At 71.7% G+C, this 20,449-nt stretch carries 17 protein-coding genes and 1 pseudogene; 11 read left to right on the forward strand and 7 right to left on the reverse strand.

All coding sequences use genetic code 11. The annotated features are described in order from the left end of the window. The first annotated feature begins 244 nt into the window (after nucleotides 1-244). The gene (locus tag ACFUUZ_RS08015) at nucleotides 245-667 is read left to right on the forward strand and encodes a MarR family winged helix-turn-helix transcriptional regulator (protein ID WP_233021127.1); all 423 of its coding nucleotides are present in this window, start codon (nucleotides 245-247) and stop codon (nucleotides 665-667) included. A 147-nt stretch (nucleotides 668-814) separates the two neighbouring features. Further along, nucleotides 815-2,110, forward strand: coding sequence for a M18 family aminopeptidase (locus tag ACFUUZ_RS08020; protein WP_378693756.1), 1,296 nt, complete (start codon nucleotides 815-817; stop codon nucleotides 2,108-2,110). Here ACFUUZ_RS08020 and ACFUUZ_RS08025 read toward each other — a convergent pair. Further along, nucleotides 2,068-3,291: a glycosyltransferase 87 family protein gene (locus ACFUUZ_RS08025; protein WP_378693758.1), complete on the reverse strand. Its 1,224-nt coding sequence runs from the start codon at nucleotides 3,289-3,291 to the stop codon at nucleotides 2,068-2,070. The two genes, ACFUUZ_RS08020 and ACFUUZ_RS08025, sit on opposite strands and share 43 nt — an antisense overlap. A gap of 102 nt (nucleotides 3,292-3,393) precedes the next feature. On the opposite strand from ACFUUZ_RS08025, the gene purL reads away from it, so the two are divergent. Then, on the forward strand, nucleotides 3,394-5,685 hold the full coding sequence (gene purL, locus ACFUUZ_RS08030; RefSeq protein ID WP_378693760.1) for a phosphoribosylformylglycinamidine synthase subunit PurL: 2,292 nt from the start codon (nucleotides 3,394-3,396) through the stop codon (nucleotides 5,683-5,685). A 6-nt stretch (nucleotides 5,686-5,691) separates the two neighbouring features. On the opposite strand, the pseudogene ACFUUZ_RS08035 reads toward purL, so the two are convergent. Beyond that, nucleotides 5,692-5,901 (reverse strand): annotated as a pseudogene (locus tag ACFUUZ_RS08035) (YiaA/YiaB family inner membrane protein); the annotation flags it as partial. 238 nt (nucleotides 5,902-6,139) lie between these two features. On the opposite strand from ACFUUZ_RS08035, the gene ACFUUZ_RS08040 reads away from it, so the two are divergent. The 3 genes from ACFUUZ_RS08040 (at nucleotide 6,140) to ACFUUZ_RS08050 (ending at nucleotide 8,934) form a co-directional block, all read left to right on the forward strand. After that, nucleotides 6,140-7,879 (forward strand): alpha/beta hydrolase, encoded by a 1,740-nt coding sequence (locus tag ACFUUZ_RS08040; protein WP_378693762.1) that lies wholly within the window; start codon nucleotides 6,140-6,142, stop codon nucleotides 7,877-7,879. A 113-nt stretch (nucleotides 7,880-7,992) separates the two neighbouring features. Beyond that, on the forward strand, nucleotides 7,993-8,538 hold the full coding sequence (locus tag ACFUUZ_RS08045) for a CPBP family intramembrane glutamic endopeptidase (protein WP_378693764.1): 546 nt from the start codon (nucleotides 7,993-7,995) through the stop codon (nucleotides 8,536-8,538). A gap of 9 nt (nucleotides 8,539-8,547) precedes the next feature. Next, nucleotides 8,548-8,934: a sterol carrier family protein gene (locus ACFUUZ_RS08050; RefSeq protein WP_378693766.1), complete on the forward strand. Its 387-nt coding sequence runs from the start codon at nucleotides 8,548-8,550 to the stop codon at nucleotides 8,932-8,934. Between the two features lies 1 nt (nucleotide 8,935). Here the strand turns inward: ACFUUZ_RS08050 and ACFUUZ_RS08055 are convergent, their stop codons facing one another. Beyond that, a complete protein-coding gene (locus ACFUUZ_RS08055) occupies nucleotides 8,936-10,207 on the reverse strand; it encodes a YhgE/Pip domain-containing protein (RefSeq protein WP_378693926.1) in 1,272 nt (423 codons plus the stop codon). Nucleotides 10,208-10,472: 265 nt separating this feature from the next. Here ACFUUZ_RS08055 and purF point away from each other — a divergent pair, with 265 nt between their 5' ends. Together purF and purM are read left to right on the forward strand one after the other, a co-directional pair. Next, on the forward strand, nucleotides 10,473-12,119 hold the full coding sequence (gene purF / locus ACFUUZ_RS08060) for an amidophosphoribosyltransferase (RefSeq protein ID WP_378693768.1): 1,647 nt from the start codon (nucleotides 10,473-10,475) through the stop codon (nucleotides 12,117-12,119). Between the two features lie 123 nt (nucleotides 12,120-12,242). Further along, nucleotides 12,243-13,322, forward strand: coding sequence for a phosphoribosylformylglycinamidine cyclo-ligase (gene purM / locus ACFUUZ_RS08065; protein WP_378693770.1), 1,080 nt, complete (start codon nucleotides 12,243-12,245; stop codon nucleotides 13,320-13,322). A gap of 145 nt (nucleotides 13,323-13,467) precedes the next feature. Here purM and ACFUUZ_RS08070 read toward each other — a convergent pair whose 3' ends face one another. From ACFUUZ_RS08070 to ACFUUZ_RS08085, 4 genes are all read right to left on the reverse strand, one after another. After that, nucleotides 13,468-13,695: a DUF3073 domain-containing protein gene (locus tag ACFUUZ_RS08070; protein WP_378693772.1), complete on the reverse strand. Its 228-nt coding sequence runs from the start codon at nucleotides 13,693-13,695 to the stop codon at nucleotides 13,468-13,470. A 175-nt stretch (nucleotides 13,696-13,870) separates the two neighbouring features. Continuing rightward, nucleotides 13,871-14,824, reverse strand: coding sequence for an asparaginase (locus tag ACFUUZ_RS08075; RefSeq protein ID WP_378693774.1), 954 nt, complete (start codon nucleotides 14,822-14,824; stop codon nucleotides 13,871-13,873). After that, a complete protein-coding gene (locus tag ACFUUZ_RS08080) occupies nucleotides 14,821-15,564 on the reverse strand; it encodes an MOSC domain-containing protein (protein ID WP_378693776.1) in 744 nt (247 codons plus the stop codon). The genes ACFUUZ_RS08075 and ACFUUZ_RS08080 overlap by 4 nt, the downstream gene beginning before the upstream one ends. Further along, nucleotides 15,564-16,673, reverse strand: a complete 1,110-nt coding sequence (locus tag ACFUUZ_RS08085) for a YgfZ/GcvT domain-containing protein (RefSeq protein WP_378693778.1) — start codon at nucleotides 16,671-16,673, stop codon at nucleotides 15,564-15,566. The genes ACFUUZ_RS08080 and ACFUUZ_RS08085 overlap by 1 nt, the downstream gene beginning before the upstream one ends. Before the next feature lie 184 nt (nucleotides 16,674-16,857). Between ACFUUZ_RS08085 and ACFUUZ_RS08090 the strand changes: the two genes are divergently transcribed. The 3 genes from ACFUUZ_RS08090 to cydB all read left to right on the forward strand — a co-directional run bounded on the left by ACFUUZ_RS08090 (nucleotide 16,858) and on the right by cydB (nucleotide 20,449). Next, complete coding sequence (locus tag ACFUUZ_RS08090) at nucleotides 16,858-17,778, forward strand: aminodeoxychorismate lyase (RefSeq protein WP_378693779.1); 921 nt, start codon at nucleotides 16,858-16,860, stop codon at nucleotides 17,776-17,778. Nucleotides 17,779-17,935: 157 nt separating this feature from the next. Then, nucleotides 17,936-19,408, forward strand: coding sequence for a cytochrome ubiquinol oxidase subunit I (locus ACFUUZ_RS08095; protein WP_378693780.1), 1,473 nt, complete (start codon nucleotides 17,936-17,938; stop codon nucleotides 19,406-19,408). Between the two features lie 9 nt (nucleotides 19,409-19,417). Beyond that, nucleotides 19,418-20,449 carry a cytochrome d ubiquinol oxidase subunit II gene (gene cydB, locus ACFUUZ_RS08100; RefSeq protein ID WP_378693781.1) on the forward strand — a complete coding sequence of 344 codons (1,032 nt, stop codon included), beginning with the start codon at nucleotides 19,418-19,420 and terminating at the stop codon, nucleotides 20,447-20,449.

A 20,449-nucleotide genomic window follows, 5' to 3' on the forward strand; every position in this document is an offset into this window, starting at 1 on the left:
GATCGCGCTCCCGCGCGGCCCGGGCCGGTGGCGTTTCCGCGGGGCCCCGAGTGCGCACCGAATCCTCTCGGTGAAATTTGCATTTCGAGTATTGGAAGTCGAATTGAACTGGCGCAGCCGACTTTTCGGACATCGGCGCGCTGTCCGACGCACGGCGGACACCACTCGCTCACGCGAATTTTCCGGGTTCGGTAGTCTTCCCCTCGTTCCAATTCTCGAGGCAGTCAGGACAATTGTGGAAACCATGGTGGGCGGTAATTCCACGCTGCATGGCGCGTTGCGTTCCGCGGAGCGGAGCTGGGTGCGTCACCTCGACGACGCTTTGTACGCGCGCCAGCTTTCCCCGGACCAGTGGTCGATGCTGTCGAATCTCTCCGTCGACGGCCGCACCACGATGAGCGAATTGGCGGCGAAGTCGCAGCTGCCGCCCTCGTCGGCGACGCGGCACGCCGATGCGCTGGCCGAACGGGGGCTGATCTTCCGAGTGGCGGCGGAGGACGACCGGCGGCGCATCCTGATCGGGCTCAGCAAGCTGGGCGCCGAGCTGGTCGCGGCGGTGCGCGCCGAGGAGTATCGGGCCGAGCAGCAACTCCGTTCCCGGATCGGGGCGCGGCGATATGCGGAACTACTCCGTTTGCTGGATCTGGTGGCGCAGACCGTCGGTTGATTCATCCGACGAAATGCGCGCGACATTTCGCCGGAATTGTGACGGAAGTGTGCGAATGGTGCGGAAGTGATTTCGTGTCGTCAATAGGACTTGACGGCGCCGCACCTGGGCCGGTGCGGGACGCGCGCGCTGCCTAGGATCGCGGGCATGCCCGTCGTCAGCACCACCGCCACCGCCACCGGCCTGTGCGCCTTCATCGACGCCTCGCCCTCGCCGTTCCACGTCTGCCACACCGTGAGCCGGGAGCTGGCGGCGAACGGCTTCCGCGCGCTGCGCGAATCCGACCCGTGGGCGGCGGGCGAGCCGGGCCGGTACTACGTGATCCGGGGCGGTTCGCTGGTGGCGTGGAGCACCGAGGGCATTGCCCCCGGCACCGGGTTCCGGGTGGTCGGCGCGCACACCGACAGCCCCAACCTGCGCGTCAAGCAGCACCCCGACCTGCTCTCGGCGGGCTGGCAGCTGGTCGGGCTGGAGCCGTACGGCGGGGCCTGGCTGAACTCCTGGCTCGACCGCGACCTCGGCATCTCCGGGCGGCTCACGCTGCGCGACCACGACGGCGGCGGGCTGCGCGAGCAGCTGGTGCGGATCGACGAGCCGATCCTGCGGGTGCCGCAGCTGGCCATCCACCTCTCCGAGGAGCGCCGCGGGGTCACGCTCGACCCGCAGCGGCACGTCAACGGGGTCTGGGGCGTCGGCGCCGAGCCCGCCTCGTTCGTCGGGTACGTGGCCGAGCAGGCCGGGGTGCTCGCCGACGACGTGCTCGGCTGGGAGCTCATGACGCACGACCTCGCGCCGAGCACCCTGGTCGGCCGGGAGCGCGACCTGGTGAGCGCGCCCCGGCTGGACAACCAGGCCACCTGCTACGCCGGGCTGGCCGCCTTCCTCGCCGCGCTGGCCGAGCCGGGCGCGGCGCTGCCTGTCCTCGCGCTCTTCGACCACGAGGAGGTCGGCAGCCAGTCCGAGCGCGGCGCGCAGTCCGACCTGCTGCCCGCGGTGCTGGAGCGGATCGTGCTCGCCACGGGCGGCGGCCGCGCGGAGTACCTGGCGACGCTGGCGGGCTCGCTGGTCGCCTCCGGCGACATGGCGCACGCCACGCACCCCAACTACCCGGACCGGCACGAGCCCGCGCACCGGATCGCGGTGAACGGCGGGCCGGTGCTCAAGGTGAACCAGAACCTGCGCTACGCCACCGACGCCGTCGGCACCGGCGCCTTCGCGCTGGCCTGCGCCGAGGCCGGGGTCCCGCTGCAGCGCTACGTGCACCGCGCCGACCTGCCCTGCGGCTCCACTATCGGCCCGATCACCGCGGCCCGCACCGGCATCGGCACGGTCGACGTCGGCGCCCCGCAGCTGGCCATGCACTCGGCGCGCGAGTTCATGGGCGCCGCCGACGTGCCCGCCTACGCCGCCGCGCTCGCGGCCTTTCTCACCCCGGCGGCCTGACCCGCGACCACCCCGGCGACCAGGATCAGGAAGGTCACCCAGACGTAGCTGCTGCCGATGACCTGCTGCCACCAGGCCCACTCCAGCTCGCGGTCCTTGGCATGCGGCAGCAGCCACTGCGGCCCGACCAGGAAGAGCAGCGCGAGCGCGCCGGTGCCGAGCAGTAGCGGCCGCGAGCGGTTGCCCTCGGCGATCGCGACGCCGAGCAGCAGCAGCGCGGGCGCGGCCCAGACCCAGTGGTGCGACCAGGAGACCGGCGAGACCAGCAGCAGCGCGGCGGCGTTCACCAGCAGCGCGGCGACCGGGCGGTCCGCGGCGAGCAGCCGGTGCATCCAGAGCGCGGCCAGCGCCACCGCGACCGCGCCGAGCCCGAGCCAGAGCGCGGTGGCGGCGCCGTCGGGCACGCCGAGCCGGAAGGCGAGCCCCTTGAGCGACTGGTTGCCCGCGAAGTAGGGCGGGCCGATCCGATCGGTGTTGGCCAGCGTCTCCGACCAGTACTGCACCGAATCCTTCGGGAAGAACAGGAAACCGACGCCGACCGCGGCGGCCGCCGAGACCACCAGCGTCCCCGCCGCCTTCCAGTCCCGGCGCAGCAGGAAGAAGAGCAGGTAGCCGGCCGGGATGAGCTTCACCGAGACCGCGATGCCGATCAGCATGCCGCGCGGCCAGAAGGTCTTCGGCGCCAGGCAGTCCAGCGCCACCGCGGCCATCAGCACCAGGTTGATCTGGCCGAAGCCGAAGGTCTGGCGCACCGGCTCCAGCATCTGTGCCAGCGCCACCGCGGCGATCACCGCGGCCAGCACGGTGACCCGGTCCAGCTCAGGGCGCAGCCGGATCAGCACCAGCCACAGCGTGATCGCCAGGCTGGCGATCGAGGAGAGCAGCACCACGATCTCGGCCACCCCGAGCGGTACCAGCGCCAGCGGGGCGAAGAACAGCGCGGCCAGCGGGGGGTAGGTGAAGGGGAGCGCGAGGTCGCCGATCGGCGGCATCGGGCCGTACAGCTCGCCGCCGTCCAGCCAGACCCGCGGGCCGTTGCGGTAGACCTGCAGATCGATGTAGTGGTCCCACCAGTGCAGCAGCAGCGAGACCGTCGCCGAGGCCGCGAACAGGGCGATCGCGAGGAGCAGCCACCCGCGCTGCCTGCTGGCCGAATCGGCGACCCCCGATCGATCGTTCACGCGGCACAGGGTAGCGGGTGCGATTCCCGGTTCGGACCACGGCTAAACTCGCAGTCGATTCCTCGCATCGCGAACTCGGCCCGAAAGGACCCTGGTACTCCCGTGACTTCGCAGGTCGACACCGTCAGCGCAGCCGCAGCAACCCCGGACACCGCGCAGCCCTACACCGAACTCGGGCTCAAGGACGACGAGTACGCCCGCATCAGGGAGATCCTCGGCAGGCGCCCCACCGACGCGGAACTCGCCATGTACTCGGTGATGTGGAGCGAGCACTGCTCGTACAAGTCCTCCAAGGTGCACCTGCGCTACTTCGGCCAGACCACCACCGACGAGATGCGCGCCTCCATGCTGGCGGGCATCGGCGAGAACGCGGGCGTCGTCGACATCGGCGACGGCTGGGCGGTCACCTTCAAGGTGGAGAGCCACAACCACCCCTCCTACGTGGAGCCCTACCAGGGCGCGGCCACCGGCGTCGGCGGCATCGTGCGCGACATCATGGCCATGGGCGCGCGCCCGATCGCGGTGATGGACCAGCTGCGCTTCGGCGCCGCGGACGCCGCGGACACCAGGCGCGTGGTGGACGGCGTCGTGCGCGGGGTCGGCGGCTACGGCAACTCGCTCGGGCTGCCGAATGTCGGCGGCGAGACCGTCTTCGACGCCTCGTACCAGGGCAATCCGCTGGTGAATGCGCTCTGCGCGGGCGTCATGCGGGTGGAGGACCTGCACCTGGCCTTCGCCTCCGGCACCGGGAACAAGATCATTCTGTTCGGCGCGCGCACCGGGCTGGACGGCATCGGCGGCGTCTCGGTGCTCGCCTCGGACACCTTCTCCGGCGACGAGTCCGGCGCGGGCCGCAAGAAGCTGCCGAGCGTGCAGGTCGGCGACCCGTTCACCGAGAAGGTGCTCATCGAGTGCTGCCTCGAGCTGTACTCGGCGAAGCTGGTGGTCGGCATCCAGGACCTCGGCGGCGCCGGGCTGGCCTGCGCCACCTCGGAACTCGCGGCGGCGGGCGACGGCGGCATGCGGGTCGAGCTGGACCGGGTGCCGCTGCGCGCGGCCGACATGACCCCGGCCGAGGTGCTCTCCAGCGAGTCCCAGGAGCGCATGTGCGCGGTGGTGACCCCGGAGAACGTGGACGCCTTCATGGCCGTCTGCCGCAAGTGGGACGTGCTGGCCACGGTGATCGGCGAGGTCACCGACGGCGACCGGCTCATCGTCACGTGGCACGGCGAGACCGTGGTCGACGTCCCGCCGCGCACCGTCGCGCACGAGGGCCCGGTCTACGAGCGCCCGGTCGCGCGCCCGGACTACCAGGACGCGCTGATCGCCGACGGCACCGACCGGCTGGCCCGGCCAGGCACCCCGGACGAGCTGCGCGCCACCCTGCTCACCCTGCTGGCCAGCCCGCAGCTGTGCAGCCGCCGGTGGATCACCGAGCAGTACGACCGCTACGTGCGCGGCAACACCGTGCTCGCCGAGCACGCCGACGCGGGCGTCATCCGGATCGACGAGACCAGCGGCCGCGGCATCGCGCTCGCCACCGACGCCTCCGGCCGCTACACCAAGCTCGACCCGTACACCGGCGCGCAGCTGGCGCTGGCCGAGGCGTTCCGCAACGTGGCCGCCACCGGCGCCACCCCGAAGGCCGTCACCAACTGCCTGAACTTCGGCTCGCCCGAGGACCCCGGCGTCATGTGGCAGTTCCAGCAGGCCGTGCGCGGGCTCGCGGACGGCTGCGTCGCGCTCGGCATCCCGGTGACCGGCGGCAATGTCAGCTTCTACAACCAGACCGGGCAGGACGCCATCCTGCCGACCCCGGTGGTCGGCGTGCTCGGCGTCATCGACGACGTGCACCGGCGCATCCCCACCGGGCTCGGCACCGAGCCGGGGGAGACGCTGATCCTGCTCGGCGAGACCCGCGACGAGTTCGACGGCTCGATCTGGTCCCAGGTCGTGCACGACCACCTGGGCGGGGTCCCGCCGCAGGTCGACTTCGCGCGCGAGCAGCTGCTGGCCGAGGTGCTCACCGCGGGCTCGCGGGACGGCATGATCAGCGCCGCGCACGACCTCTCCGAGGGCGGGCTGATCCAGACCGTCGTCGAGGCCGCGCTGGCGGGCGAGACCGGCTGCCGAGTGCTGCTGCCGGAGGGCGCCGACCCGTTCGTCACGCTCTTCTCCGAGTCCGCGGGCCGGGTGCTGGTCGCCGTTCCGCGCTCCGAGGAGACCCGGTTCAGCAAGATGTGCGAGGCCCGCGGGCTGCCCGCGGTGCGCATCGGCGTGGTGGACCAGGGCTCCGACTCGGTGGAGGTGCAGGGGCAGTTCTCGGTGCCGCTCACCGAGCTGCGGGCGGCCTTCGAGGGCACCCTGCCCCGGCTCTTCGGCGCCCTGGCCTGATCAGGCCGCTTCCTGCCGATCCCGGACCACCTTGGCGAGGGTGAAGGAGCTGGTCACCAGGAACAGCACCGACATCGCCAGGAAGCCGCGCTGCCACACGTCCAGCGGTAGGTAGAGGATGCCGACGCCCGCCCCGATCAAGCTGACGCCGAACGCGATCGCTGCCTGCGCCACGTAGGCCGAGGTCGTCTTCGACTGTGCGGTGGGAGTGCTCATGGGAATCGAGTCTCCGGCGCGGGCGGGCCCGGCACCTGCGTGCAACTACTCGAGCGGCCCCGAGTAGTTGCCTGCGGGCGGGCCCGGCGGGCGCCGGAGCACCGGACCGCGCCGGGGTGTGACGCGTTCGCCGCGAGCCGCCACCGGAGGATGTCCGCGCTGCCCGCCATACTGGTCCGGTGACTTCCGCCCAGTCCCCCGCGGCCGTCGCCGCGGCGCCGGTCGGCTGAGGCGCGCCGTGCTGGAGGCCACCCCGCGCCTCACCCGCCTGCGCAGGCGGGTGTTGATCGTCATCCGGCACCTGGAGATCATCATCGATCTCAACTACGCCGGGCTGGTGGTGGCGACGCTCTTCTTCGCGCTCTCGGTGACGCCGTCGCTGGTGCCGCGGGACTGGCTGTTCCAGGGGTTGGTCTCGGGGATCAACGCCGCGCTGGGGTACGGGGTCGGGTGTGTGCTGGAGTGGCTCTTCCGGCTCTGGATACTGCCGCGACTACGCGGGCGGGTGCCGGAGCCACCCACCTGGGTCCGGTACGCAGTGAAGTCCGCGGTGCTGGTCACGGCGGCGCTCGGCGCGGGCTTCATGTTGGTGCAGTCGGCGCGCTGGCAGCGCGAGATCAGCGCGCTCATGGGCTCGGTCGGCACCGAGACCCCGGCGTACCTGCGGACCGGGCTGCTCAGCGTCGCGGTCGGGGTGGCGGTGGTCGCCGTCTACCGGACCGTGCGCGCCGTCGTCGTCGTGCTGGCCCGCCAGCTGAACCGCTGGGTCCGGGTGCCGCGCGAGCTGGCGCCCGCCGCCGGGCTGCTGGTCCTGGTGATCGCGGTGGTCACGATCTTCAACGGCGTCGCCAGCCGGGCCTTCTTCGCGGTGGCGAACGAGGCGTTCAAGGTGCGCAACGACGACACCTCCAGCTACGCCGTGCAGCCGGTGCTGCCGGAGCGCTCCGGCAGCCCGGACTCGCTGGCCGAGTGGGACACCCTCGGCTTCGAGGGGCGCTGGTTCGTCTCGCACGGGCCGAGCCGGAGCCGGATCGCCGCCGTCACCGGGCGGCAGGCGATGGAGCCGATCCGCGCCTACGTCGGGCTGGAGTCGCGGGCGGGCGACCGGACCGGGGCCGAGCTCGCCGTCGCCGAGCTGGAGCGCACCGGCGCCTTCGAGCGCAGGGTGCTGGTGCTGGTGACCACGACCGGCACCGGCTGGGTGAACTCGACGGCCGCGGGCGCCATCGAGTACATGTACGGCGGGGACAGCGCCATCGTCGCCACCCAGTACTCGTACCTGCCCAGCGTGCTCTCCTTCCTGGCCGACCGGAGCAAGGCGGCGGGCGCCGGGCGCGACCTCTTCGACGCGGTGTACGAGCGCTGGTCGGAGCTGCCGCGCGAGGCGCGGCCGAAGTTGCTGGTCTACGGCGAGAGCCTGGGGTCGCAGGGGTCGGAGGAGGCCTTCGACGGGCTGGCCGACCTGCGCGCGCAGGTGGACGGGGCGCTCTGGGTGGGGCCGCCGAACTCGAACCGGCTGTGGAAGCAGTTCGTCACCCGGCGCGATCCCGGGTCGCGGGAGGTGCAGCCGGTGTACGCGGACGGGCTCGTGGTCCGGTTCGCGGCCGAGCGGGCCGACCTGGCCAGGCCGGACACCGAGTGGCGGACCCCGAGGATCGCCTACCTGCAGCACGCCTCCGACCCCATCGTCTGGTGGTCGACCGACCTGATCTTCTCGCAGCCGGACTGGCTCTCCGAGCCGCGCGGCTCGGACGTCTCCACCCAGATGCGCTGGTACCCCTTCGTCACCTTCTGGCAGGTCGCCGCCGATCTCACCAATGCGCAGGGCGTCACCGACGGGCACGGGCACCGCTACGGGGACCTGGTGATCGACGGCTGGGCCGCCGTCGCCGCCCCGCCGGGGTGGAATGCGGAGCTCGCCGAGGACGTGCGGATCCAATTGGAAGCGGCCGAAGAGTTCGAGCGGGCCACCAAGTGAGCGGCACCGCGCGAACCGGAAAGTATCGCGGAGCCGCGCTGATCGGCGGCCGAGCCCGGCCGCGTTCGCTCCCGGATACCGGGCGGGTATTGGCCGCCGCGGCGGTACCGCTGATGTGGCACAACGCGGTGTTGCCGCGGTTGGCGCTCGGGATTCGCGGGCGGACGGCTGCCAATGTCGCCTTCGCGACGGGCTACGCGCGGGTCTTCGCGGGGGAGCCGCGGTGGGGTGCGGCGAGCGGATGGCGGCTCGGGCTCGCCGCAGCCGCTGCGGTGCTCGCAGGTTACGGCGCCGCGCTGGCCGTTCCGCCCGCGAGGAAGGCGCTGGCCGCCGCTCCGGACCGAGCGCCTGGGGTCTCCGTCGCGGAGTGGATCGGCGTGCACATCCCGCTCGGCACCGTCTACAGCGAGGAGCTGATCTTCCGGGGCACCCTCGACGACATCGCGGGCACCCCGCTGACCGCCCTCGCCTTCGGCCTCTGGCACCTCCGCCCGGCCCGCGCCGCGGGCGACCCGGTCCTGCCCACCGTCGCCGCCACCGCCGCGGCGGGGCTCGTCTTCGGCGCACTCCGCAGGAAAAGTGGCAGCGCGACGGCCCCGGCCCTGCTGCACTACGCGCTCAACGCGGGCGGCGCCGTCGCGCCCCGCCTCGCCCGGTAACCTCGCGACGTGCCAGGACGCTCCACCGTCGACCCGAACGAGCTGCGCGCCGCCACCGCGGCGGTGCACGCGTGGCTGCTCGACGAGGAAGCGCAGCCCCCGGCCCGCGCCCGGCTCGGCGCCGCCGTCCGCGCTACCGCCCGCACGCTGGCCCAGGCCGCGCCGGGGCACTCGGTCGAGGTCAGGGTGCCGCCCTTCGTCGCGGTGCAGTGCATCGAGGGCCCAAGGCACACCCGCGGCACCCCGCCCAATGTGGTCGAGACCGACCCGCGCACCTGGCTCCTGCTCGCCACCGGCCTGCTCACCTTCGCCGCCGCGGCCGAATCCGGCGCGGTCACCGCCTCCGGCAACCGGGCCGCCGAGGTGGCGCACTGGCTGCCGGTCATCCGGCTCTGACTCAGCCCCGGTCCAGCACGTTCTTCCGGTGCAGCCCCTTGCGGTCGTAGAACCGGGTCACCACCGCGCCGAAGACCAACCCGATGGTGAGCCCCAGGATGGTCATCCACACCCCGCGGGTGAGCCCGGCGGGCCCGCTGGCGTCGAAGTACAGGATCGAGCGGATCGCCAGGAACACCTGGTGCATCGGCTCGAAGGTGGCCAGCCAGGCGAAGTACGGCGGCGTCGCCTCGATCGGCACCGTCCCGCCGGAGGAGGGCAGCCCGAGCACGACGAACAGGATCAGGTTGGCCAGCAGCCCGGCCGAGCCGATCGCCGCCAGCATGGAGATGCCGGTGATGCCGACCGCCGCGATCGCCAGCCAGCTGTAGAGGAAGAGCGCGAGGCCGTGGCTCAGCGGCAGCCCGAGCAGGTGCGAGGTGAGCAGGAAGACCCCGGAGACGATGGCCGCGGCGCCCACCATCACGCCCCACTTGAGCAGCACGGTCCGGAACCGGGAGATCGGGGTCGGCGGGTAGTGCACATACCAGGGGCCGTACTCGGTGGGCACGAAGCCGAGCTGGGCATCGACCATGGTGTGGATGACCATGGCGCCGACCACGCCCGCGAGCAGCAGGAGCAGCGCGTAGAAGAACGCGGTGAGCCCCTGGCCGGTGCCGTTCGGCAGCGGGTGGTACTGCTGCACCAGCACGTCGATCGGCTCGCGCAGCGCCACCCTGGCGGCCCCGCTCAGCTCGGTCGCGGGCGCGCCGGGCGGGCTCGCCGCCAGCTGCGCCTCCACCTGCTCGGTGAGCTGTTGCCCGACCTGCTCGTTCACCCTGGCCAGCATCTCGTCGGCGATCCGCAGCACCACCTGGGTGCTGTAGGCGCCCGCGCGTGGGTTGGTCTGCACGGTCACGATCGGCTGCTGGATGTCGCCGGGGACCACGCTGCCGATACCGAGGATGCCGATCGATTTGCTGAAGTCGCTGGGGATGACGACGGCGCCGTACACCTGGCCGGTCTGCAGCAGCCGCTCGGCCTCGCTGATCCCGACGACGTGCAGCTCGACCTTGTCGGCGGGGATCGCGGCGAGCACCCCGTCGGTCACCTGGTTCCCGAAGTTCACCTGCCGCTGCCCGCCGCCGGTGTCGAGCACGTCGCCGAGGTCCTGGTTCACCAGGGCGATCGGGAAGTCGTGCAGGTTCTCCTCCGGGTCGGCGACGTAGCCGAGGTACATCACGCCGAGCAGCGCCGTGAGCAACGTGAGTACCACCACAGGGGCGCCGGTCATCCTGGCCCAGCCGAGCAGGTTCCGCGGCGTGCTGCCCCGGCTCGCGCCGACACTGACCGAATCGGCCGAATTGCCTGTTCGGGCGGGGTCTTCCGGCGTACCGGGCTGGTCAGGCGTGGTCACCGCAGCACGGTAACAGGTGTAACCGGCCGTCCCCCGGTGATCGTGCCGGGGCACACAGCGCGCCGCCGACCGGGGCTGGTCACCACCGGGGTTGGCCGTAGAATAGCGGTCGCCCCCAGCCCGCCCGAACAGGGAGCGAACGGTGACCAACGCCGACTTTCCGGTCGACAGCGATCTATCCACCCCTATCCCGGTCGCGCCGCTCGGCGTCGCCGCTGATCAGGACGAGAACGAGCCGCGCGAGGAATGTGGCGTGTTCGGTGTCTGGGCACCGAGCGAGGACGTCGCGAAGCTGAGCTACTACGGCCTCTACGCCCTGCAGCACCGGGGGCAGGAGGCGGCCGGGATTGCCGTCTCGGACGGGCAGCAGATCCTGGTCTTCAAGGATCTCGGCCTGGTCAGCCAGGTCTTCGACGAGCAGACGCTGGCCGCCATGCCGGGCCACGTCGCCATCGGGCACTGCCGGTACTCCACCACCGGCTCCACCACCTGGGAGAACGCGCAGCCGATCTTCCGCACCACCGCCGTCGGCTCCGGGCTCGCGCTCGGGCACAACGGCAACCTGGTCAACACCGCCGAGCTGAACGAGCGCGCCAGGGCGCAGGGGCTGATCGGCCGCCGCCCGGCGGGCGACAGCAAGCCCGCGCCGATCGCCGCCACCTCCGACTCGGACGTGATGACGGCGCTGCTCGCGCACGCCGCCGCCGACTCCAGCATCGAGCAGGCCGCCATGGAGCTGCTGCCGACGCTGCGCGGCGCCTTCTGCCTGACCTTCATGGACGAGCACACCCTCTACGCCGCCCGCGACCCGCACGGCGTGCGCCCGCTGGTGCTCGGCAGGCTGGAGCGCGGCTGGGTGGTCGCCAGCGAGACCGCCGCACTGGACATCGTCGGCGCCGCCTTCGTCCGCGAGATCGAGCCGGGCGAGCTGCTCGCCATCGACGCCGACGGCGTGCGCTCCATGCGCTTCGCCGCGCCTGAGCCCAAGGGCTGCGTTTTCGAGTACGTCTACCTGGCCAGGCCGGACTCCACCATCGCGGGCCGCTCGGTGCACTCCACCCGGGTCGACATCGGCCGCAGGCTGGCGAAGGAGCACCCGGTCGAGGCCGACCTGGTGATCCCGGTGCCGGAGTCGGGCACGCCGGCCGCGGTCGGCTACGCGCAGGGCTCCGGGGTGCCGTACGGCCAGGGGCTGATGAAGAACGCCTACGTCGGCCGCACCTTCATCCAGCCCAGCCAGACCATCCGCCAGCTCGGCATCCGGCTCAAGCTGAACCCGCTGCGCGAGGTGATCCGCGGTAAGCGGCTGATCGTGGTGGACGACTCCATCGTCCGCGGCAACACCCAGCGCGCGCTCATCCGCATGCTGCGCGAGGCGGGGGCGCTGGAGATCCACGTGCGGATCGCCTCGCCGCCGGTCAAGTGGCCGTGCTTCTACGGCATCGACTTCGCCTCCAGGGCCGAGCTCATCGCCAACGGCGCCGGGCTGCCGGACGGCGCCGAAGGCGCCACCGACCCCGGCTCCGAGGTCTTCCGCGACATGGTCGAGGGGGTGCGCCGCTCGATCGGCGCCGACACCCTCGGCTACATCTCGCTGGACGGCATGATCGCCGCCACCGAGCAGCCGCGCAGCAGGCTCTGCAGCGCCTGCTTCGACGGCGACTACCCGATCCCGCTGCCGCACGAGGCCGCCATCGGCAAGAACCTGCTGGAGGGCATGCTGAGCGGACAGCCGGAGGCCGCGCTGCTCCGGGAGAACGCGAACGCGAGCGCGCTGAGCAGGCCCTGACCGACCGGTCGGGCGGTGCGCCGGTGACGGACCGGGGTGCGGTACCGCTGCGTGCCCGTTATTCCGCTCCGGTAGCGTGAGCTGGCATCTATCCGCCGATTCGGTTTGGAGCTCTTCCCGAAAATGACTGAACAGACCCCCAGTGGTAACGGTGCTTCGTATGCCGCGGCCGGTGTGGACATCGAAGCCGGTGACCGCGCCGTCGAATTGTTCGGGCCATTGGCGAAGAAGGCGAGCCGCCCCGAGGTGCAGGGCGGGCTCGGTGGCTTCGCCGGGTTGTTCGCGCTGAAGGGCGGGTACAAAGAGCCGCTGTTGGCCGCCTCGACGGACGGCGTCGGCACCAAGCTGGCGGTCGCGCAGGCGCTGGACAAGCACGACACCGTCGGGCTGGACCTGGTCGCCATGGTCGTCGACGACCTGGTGGTCTGCGGTGCCGAGCCGCTGTTCCTGCAGGACTACATCGCGGTCGGCAAGGTCGTCCCGGAGCGCGTCGCCGAGCTGGTCTCCGGTATCGCCGACGGCTGCGTGAAGGCGGGCTGCGCGCTGCTCGGCGGCGAGACCGCGGAGCACCCCGGCCTGATGGACCCGGACGACTACGACCTCTCCGCGACCGGCGTCGGCGTGGTCGAGGCGGACGCGGTGCTCGGCCCCGAGCGGGTGCGCTCCGGCGACGTGGTGATCGCCATGGGCGCGTCGGGGCTGCACTCCAACGGCTACAGCCTGGCCCGCAAGGTGCTGCTGGAGATCGACCGGATGAGCCTGACCGGGCATGTCGAGGAGTTCGGCCGGACGCTCGGCGAGGAGTTGCTGGAGCCGACCCGGATCTACGCCAAGGACTGCCTCGCGCTGGTCGCCGAGACCGATGTGCGCACCTTCGCGCACGTCACCGGCGGCGGGCTCGCGGCCAACCTGGGCCGGGTGCTGCCGCAGGGCATGGTGGCCGAGCTGGACCGCGGCTCCTGGACGCCCGCGCCGGTCTTCAAGATGATCGCGCAGCGCGGCCGGGTGGAGCGGCCGGAGATGGAGAAGACGTTCAACATGGGCGTCGGCATGGTCGCGGTGGTCGCCCCCGAGGATGTGGACCGGGCGCTGGCCGTGCTCACCGCGCGGCACATCGACTGCTGGACACTGGGTTCGGTGAGCCGCAGCAAGGATGCCGACGCGCCGCGGGCGGTGCTGGTCGGCGAGCACCCGCGCTTCTAGATCCTGACCGAATCGGTCGGAGAACGGCGTGGCCCGCATCCTGGGATGCGGGCCAACCGGTGCGAGCCACCGAAATGGCACCGTGACCCTGCCCGAACGCGGTTAAGGGGGAGGCCCGTCGGCCTCCCCCTTCGCGTCGGTACGGTCAGCGGCGCCAGTCGTCGTAGTCGTCGTCCTCGCTGTTCCAGCGGGACAAGGATTCGTCCGCGTCGTGCTCATCGGACAGCACGCCACCACCGTTGGGTCGGTGGTGATGCAGATCGGTGCCGTTCGAGAGCTCTCGCTGAAGGCTCGCGAAGTCGGTCGATGGCGAGCTGTACTTCAGCTCGCGTGCGACCTTGGTCTGCTTTGCCTTAGCCCGGCCACGGCCCATGGCTGACCCCCTCGCGTCAATGCGGGGCGGCCTGGGGTTTGTTGGCGGCCCCGTTCGAATTAATACTCTTCCTGACAGACACTTTAGCGTGTGTCAGGCCGCCGCGCTCCCACGAGTCGGCGAAGATTCCCGCGCCGCCCGCCGTTTGCCCCGCCGTCGCCGCGGCCGCCGTCGGCTAGAGCACTCCGGGGACCGCGCGGACGACGCCGACCCTGGCGCCGCCGCCGAGAATCGGCGGGGCCGCCAGCTCCGCGAGCCGATCGGTCCAGGCCACGCCGAGACGGCGCAGAATCGCCAGCGTCAGCGGCATCCGCGCCCGTTCGGCGCCGTCGTCGACCTTGTAGGCGAAGGCCCGGCCGTCCGGGAGCGCGCCCGCGTGCACGCCGTCCGCGCCGATCTTGCAGACCAGGCCGGGGACCTCGGACATCAGGAGCAGGTCGGGGGCATTGGTGCCGGAAATCACTCGCGGATGGGCGCGAATCGCCTCCGCGACGCGCCGTTCCGGGGTAGCCGGGGCGGCGGTGACCAGCGTGGCGAAGGCACGGGCCAGGTTCGCCAGCGCGACCGGGACGATCGGCACCCCGCAGCCGTCGATGCCGAGGTCGGTCTCGGGCTCGCCGGTGACGTCGGCGATGGTCTCGGCGACCGCCCGCTGCAGCGGGTGCGCCGCGTCCGAGTAACCGCTGGTCGGCCAGGAGTTGACGGCGCAGGTGGCGAGCATGGCCGCGTGTTTGCCGGAGCAGTTCATCAGGATCCTGGCCGGTTCGTCGCCCGCGGCCAGCAGCCGGGCGCGGGGGAGTTCGCCGAGCGGGAGGTCGGGCGGGCACGCCAGGTCGTCCTCGGTGAAGCCGTTCCGGTCCAGCAGGCGGCGGACGGCCGCGACGTGGTCCGGTTCGCCGTGGTGGGAGGCGATGGCTATCGCGAGTTCGGCGTCGTCGGCCGGGGTGAAGCCGCTGCGCAGCAGGGCGAGCGCCTGCAGCGGCTTGTTGGTCGAGCGCGGGTAGATGGGGCCGTGCACCGCGCCGAGCTCCAGCTCGATCTCGCCGTCCGGCCCGAGCAGCACCGCCGACCCGCGGTGCACGCACTCGCGGAACCCGGACCGCACCACCTCCACCAACTCGACACTCACGCGGTGTCCTCCTGCGGGATGAGCGAGGGCCCTCCGTGGCTACGCTCCGCTCCCGCCTCCGGGCCTGACTCGCTCATCCCGGTGGCCTCCCGAGCGTTCCCGTGCCTGCGCAGGTGCCGATCGACCTGCATGCGGATGTCGTCCGAGACGGTCGGCTCCACCTCGAGCAGCCGGGCCAGCCGCTCCGGATCGGTGCCGGTGAAGACGTCGCGGACGGTGATCCCGTGCTCGGGCAGGTACTCGACCAGCACCTCGTCGCCCGCGCCGACGGTGCCCGGTTCCAGCACCCGGAAGTAGCACCCGGTATCGCTGCGCAGGGCGAACCGCTTCACCCACTGCCGCTCGCCGGACCAGTGCTGGAAGGTCGCGCACGGCACCCGCGGCGCGCTCACCTCCAGCAGCGTGCTCCCCACCCGGAGCCGGGCGCCGAGCACCGCGTCCGAGAGCGGGAGCCCGTCCACCCGCAGGTTCTCGCCGAACCAGCCGTGCGGCAGCACCCGCCCCAGCTCCTGCTCCCAGCGGCGTGCGTCGTGGTCGGCGTAGGCGTAGACGGCCTGGTTCAGCCCGCCGTGGTGCTCGGTGTTGCAGACGTGGTCGCCCGCGAGCGCCAGCGGGTGCACCTCGACCCGCCCCTCGACCGGCCGTTTGTCGATGGCGCTGCGCCCGACCCGGCCGGGCACCTCCAGCTCCGCGTGCACCACGCAGACCGCGAGCACGCGGCCGGTGTCACCGCTGCGCATCAACGCCCGCGCAGCCGGTCGACGGCGAGCCTGCCCGCCTGCGGGCGGTCGTCGGTCGGCACCGAGTCGGGGTCGATGGCGGCCGCCGCGGGCCCCGCCACCAGCGGGGTCGTCGCCGGGACGGCCCGCTTCACCAGGGCGAGCGCGATCGGGCCGAGCTCGAAGTGGTCGACGACGGTGCCGAGCCTGCCGACGGTGCGGCCGTCGGCGGTGACGTCGGTGCCTGGGGTCGGGCGCTCGTCGGCGGAGCCGTCCAGGTGCAGCAGCACCAGGTTGCGCGGAGGTTTGCCCAGGTTGTGCACCCGGGCCACGGTCTCCTGGCCGCGGTAGCAGCCCTTCTCCAGGTGCACCGCGCCCGCCTCGGCGACGCCGCCGATCCAGCGCGCCTCGTGCGGGATGGTCCGGTCGTCGGTGTCGAGGCCGAGCCGCGGGCGCAGCGCCTCGACGCGCAGCGCCTCGAAGGCCCACATCCCCGCGGGGACGGCGCCCGCCGCGGTGAGCGCGGCCCACCGCTCGGTCAGCTGCGCGCGCGGGATCACCAGGTCGTAGGAGTACTCGCCGGGCCACGGCATGCGGCGCAGGAAGCCGCCGCCGGGCAGCGGCACCGCGCGGTACAGCGCGGGCAGCTCGGCGATGCCGAGCGCGCCGGTGAGCGACTCCACCTCGGGGCCGAGCAGGGTGAGCACGGCGTGGTCGGCGGCGTCCTTCGGCTGCGCGTCGGCCCAGAAGACCATCTTGGTCAGGAAGCCGAGCAGGTCGGGGCCGCGCTCGGCCTCGGTGTCGAACCAGACCGTCTCGGCCAGCTCGGTGAGCACGAAGTGGTGCTGCACCCGGCCGTTGAGGTCCAGGTCCAGGTTCTCCGCCGACTCGCCGTCGGCCAGCCCGGCCACGTGCTGACTGGTGATGGTGTGCAGCCAGGTCAGCCGTTCCCTACCGGTGATGGTGCCGACCGCGCGATGCGAGCGATCCACGATCGCCACCCGCCTGGCCGCGGCCCGCTGCTCGCCGAACGGGTCGCCGTAGTGCCAGGCGACCGCGGCATCCGGGGAACCGGGGACCCCCGCGACGGCTCCGGGAGCACCGAGAAGAGGACTAGGCACAGGAACCACAAATCCACTGTACGTGGCACCCGCCGATCAGGTGATTCGGGCCGGTCCGAAAAGAGGACACGACAATGAATGTCCTGCGGCTATCACGAAATCATCAAAAGTGTTGGCGACACGCGCCGATAGGGACGACCAACTCTTCCGCACCGTAGGCATTACCTGCCCGAATTGCCTACGCTCCTAACCCATGGCGGATCGAGTTCTTGTGACACTCGACGGCGCGGTCCAGGATGCGGACGCGCCGTTGTTGTTTGCCGACGACATCGGAGTTCTGCGCGGCGACGGTGTCTTCGAAACGGTGCTGGTGCGGGACGGCAGCCCGTGTGCGATCGAGTTCCACCTGGGTAGGTTGCGCCGCTCCGCCCAGGCGCTCGAGCTACCCGAGCCGGAGTTGAGCCGGTGGCGGCAGGCGGCCGAGGTGGCCGCCAAGGAATGGGGCAGCGCGGAGGAGGGCGTGCTGCGCCTGGTGCTGACCCGCGGCCGGGAGAGCGAATTCGCCGAGGTGCCGGATTCGGTGACCTCCGGCGAGCTCGCCGCCGCCGTCCCGGCCCCGACCGCCTTCGTCACCGTGAGCCCGGTCCCGGCGCGGGTGGAGCGGGCCCGCACCGAGGGCGTCAAGGTGGTGAGCCTGGTCCGTGGCATCTCCATCGACCTGGCCCAGACGGCGCCGTGGCAGCTGCTCGGCGCCAAGACGCTCTCCTACGCCACCAATATGGCCGCGCTGCGCTTCGCGCACCGGCAGGGCGCCGACGACGTCATCTTCACCAGCACCGAGAACCGGGTGCTGGAGGGGCCGCGCTCGACCATCGTGATCGCGCGGGACAAGACGCTGATCACCCCGCCCGCGAAGAACGGCGTGCTGCCCGGCGTCACCCAGCGGGCGCTCTTCAACGAGGCCCGCAAGGCCGGGTGGGAGTGCAAGTACGAGCCGCTCTGGACCGCCGACCTCTTCGTCTGCGACAGCATCTGGCTGCTCTCCAGCATCACGCTCGCGGCGCGCGTCGCCCAGCTGGACGGCATCCGGCTGATGGCGGCCGACAATGCCGACGAGATCATCGAGCTGGTCGACCGCGGGGTCGCGCGGGCGGGGGCCATCGGCGACTGGTGACCCTTTGCGTCGGTGTCCGAATCGGGATGCCGATGAGCTCGACCGGCCGCGCTGCGTGACCTTGACCTCGATTCCCGTCACGATCGTTGTGCGCTGCGGATTCCGACGTAGCCTTACTACGGAGTGTCGTAGACGAATCGGCTGGTAGGAGGATGCGGTGAGCGCGCTGGACGTGTCTCGGTGGCAGTTCGGGATCACCACCGTCTACCACTTCCTCTTCGTACCGCTCACCATCGGGCTCGCGCCGCTGGTAGCCGGGATGCAGACGGCGTGGGTGATCACCGGCAAGGAGCACTGGTACCGGCTGACCAAGTTCTTCGGGAAGCTCTTCCTGATCAACTTCGCGCTCGGCGTCGCCACCGGCATCGTGCAGGAATTCCAGTTCGGGCTGAACTGGAGCGAGTACTCCCGCTTCGTCGGCGACGTCTTCGGCGCGCCGCTGGCCCTGGAGGGGCTGGTCGCCTTCTTCATGGAGTCGACGTTCCTCGGGCTGTGGATCTTCGGCTGGAGCAGGCTGCCGAAGCTCGTGCACCTGGCCACCATCTGGCTGGTGGCGATCGGCGTGAACGCCTCCGCGTACTTCATCATCGCGGCCAACTCCTTCATGCAGCACCCGGTCGGCGCCAGGTACAACCCGGAGACCGGCCGCGCCGAGCTCACCAGCATCGTCGAGCTGCTCACCAACAACACCGCGCTGGCCGCCTTCCCGCACGTGGTGGCGGGGTCGTTCCTCACCGCGGGCACCTTCGTCGCGGGCATCGGCGGCTGGTGGATGGTGCGCAACGCGCGCAGCGGCGACCCGGCGCGGCTCGCGGAGGCGCGCACGCTCTGGCGCCCGGTCTCCCGGGCCGCGCTGGTGGTGGTCGCGCTCGCCGGGGTCGCGCTGATCTACACCGGTGACGTGCAGGGCAAGCTCATGTTCCAGCAGCAGCCGATGAAGATGGCCTCCGCGGAGTCGCTGTGCCACACCGAGACCGACCCGGACTTCTCGGTGCTCACCGTCGGCACGCACAACAACTGCGACAGCGTCACGCACGTGATCGAGGTGCCGTTCGTGCTGCCCTGGCTGGCCGAGGGGCACTTCACCGGCGTCACGCTGCAGGGCGTCGTCGACCTGCAGCAGTCCTACGTCGACCAGTTCGGGCCCGGCGACTACCGGCCCAACCTCTTCGTCACCTACTGGGCGTTCCGGGCCATGATCGGGCTCGCTGCCGGGTCGGCGCTGCTCTGCGTGGTCGGGCTCTGGCTCACCAGGGGCGGGCGGGTGCCGCACCAGCGCTGGTTCGGCTGGCTCAGCCTGGCCGCCATCCCGACGCCCTTCCTGGCCAACGCCTCCGGCTGGGTCTTCACCGAGATGGGGCGGCAGCCCTGGGTGGTCGTGCCGAACCCGACCGGCGACCCCAACCTGCGGCTCACGGTGCAGCAGGGCGTCTCCGACCACCCGGCGAGCACCGTCTGGATCTCGCTGACCATCTTCACCCTGCTCTACGCCGCGCTGGCGGTGGTGTGGTTCTACCTCATGCGCCGCTACGCCGCGGTCGGGCCGGAGCAGCCGAAACCGCCGCGGGACGACGACGAGTCTGCCGAGGACGAGGACGATCCCGTCCGCACGCTGTCCTTCGCCTACTAGGAGCCGACGATGGATCTGCAGGAGTTCTGGTTCGTTCTGATCGGTGTGCTCTTCACCGGCTACTTCGTGCTCGAGGGGTTCGACTTCGGGGTCGGCATGCTCATGCACCCGCTGGGCAGGCGCTCGGACACCAGGCGCCGGGTGGTGCTGAACACCATCGGCCCGGTCTGGGACGGCAACGAGGTCTGGCTGATCACTGCGGTCGGCGCGCTCTTCGCCGCCTTCCCGGAGTGGTACGCCAGCCTGTTCTCCGGGCTCTACTTCGCGCTGCTGCTGGTGCTGGTGGCGCTGATCCTGCGGATCTGCGCCATCGAGTTCCGCGGCAAGATCGACGACCCGGTCTGGCGACGCCGCTGCGACCTCGGCATCGCCTTCGGCTCGTGGGTGCCCGCGCTGGTCTGGGGCTGGCTCTTCGCGAATGTGGTGCGCGGTGTCCCGCTGGACGCGGACAAGCAGGTCACCGGCTCCCTCCTCGACCTGCTCAGCCCGTACGCGCTGCTCGGCGCGCTCAGCACCGGCGTGCTCTTCGCGCTGCACGGCGCCACCTTCCTGGTCCTCAAGACCGGCGGCGAGGTGCGCGCGGACGCGCAGCGGGTGGCCAGGCTGCTGCTCGTTCCCACCGCGCTGATCGTCGGCGGCTTCGGGCTCTGGACCCAGCTCGCGTACGGCGCGGACTGGACCTGGATCCCGCTCGGGATCGCGGTCGCCGGGCTGGTCGGCAGCGCCGCCGCGAACCTGGCGCACCGGGACGGGATCGCCTTCACCGGAACGACGTTCGCCATCGCGGCGGCCACCGCGCTGCTCTTCGGCTCGCTCTTCCCGGACGTGCTGCCCTCCACCCTCGACCCGGCGTGGTCGCTCACCGTGCAGAACGCCTCCTCGACGCCGTACACGCTGAAGATCCTGAGCTGGGCGGCGCTCGCGGTGACCCCGGTGGTGCTGCTCTACCAGGGCTGGACCTACTGGGTGTTCCGCAAGCGCATCACCGTCGAGCAGATCCCGCCGCACATCGGGCTGCCGCTCCGGGCATCGGCGGACTGA

This window comes from Nocardia sp. NPDC057353 (genome assembly GCF_042667085.1).
Taxonomy (GTDB): Bacteria; Actinomycetota; Actinomycetes; order Mycobacteriales; family Mycobacteriaceae; genus Nocardia.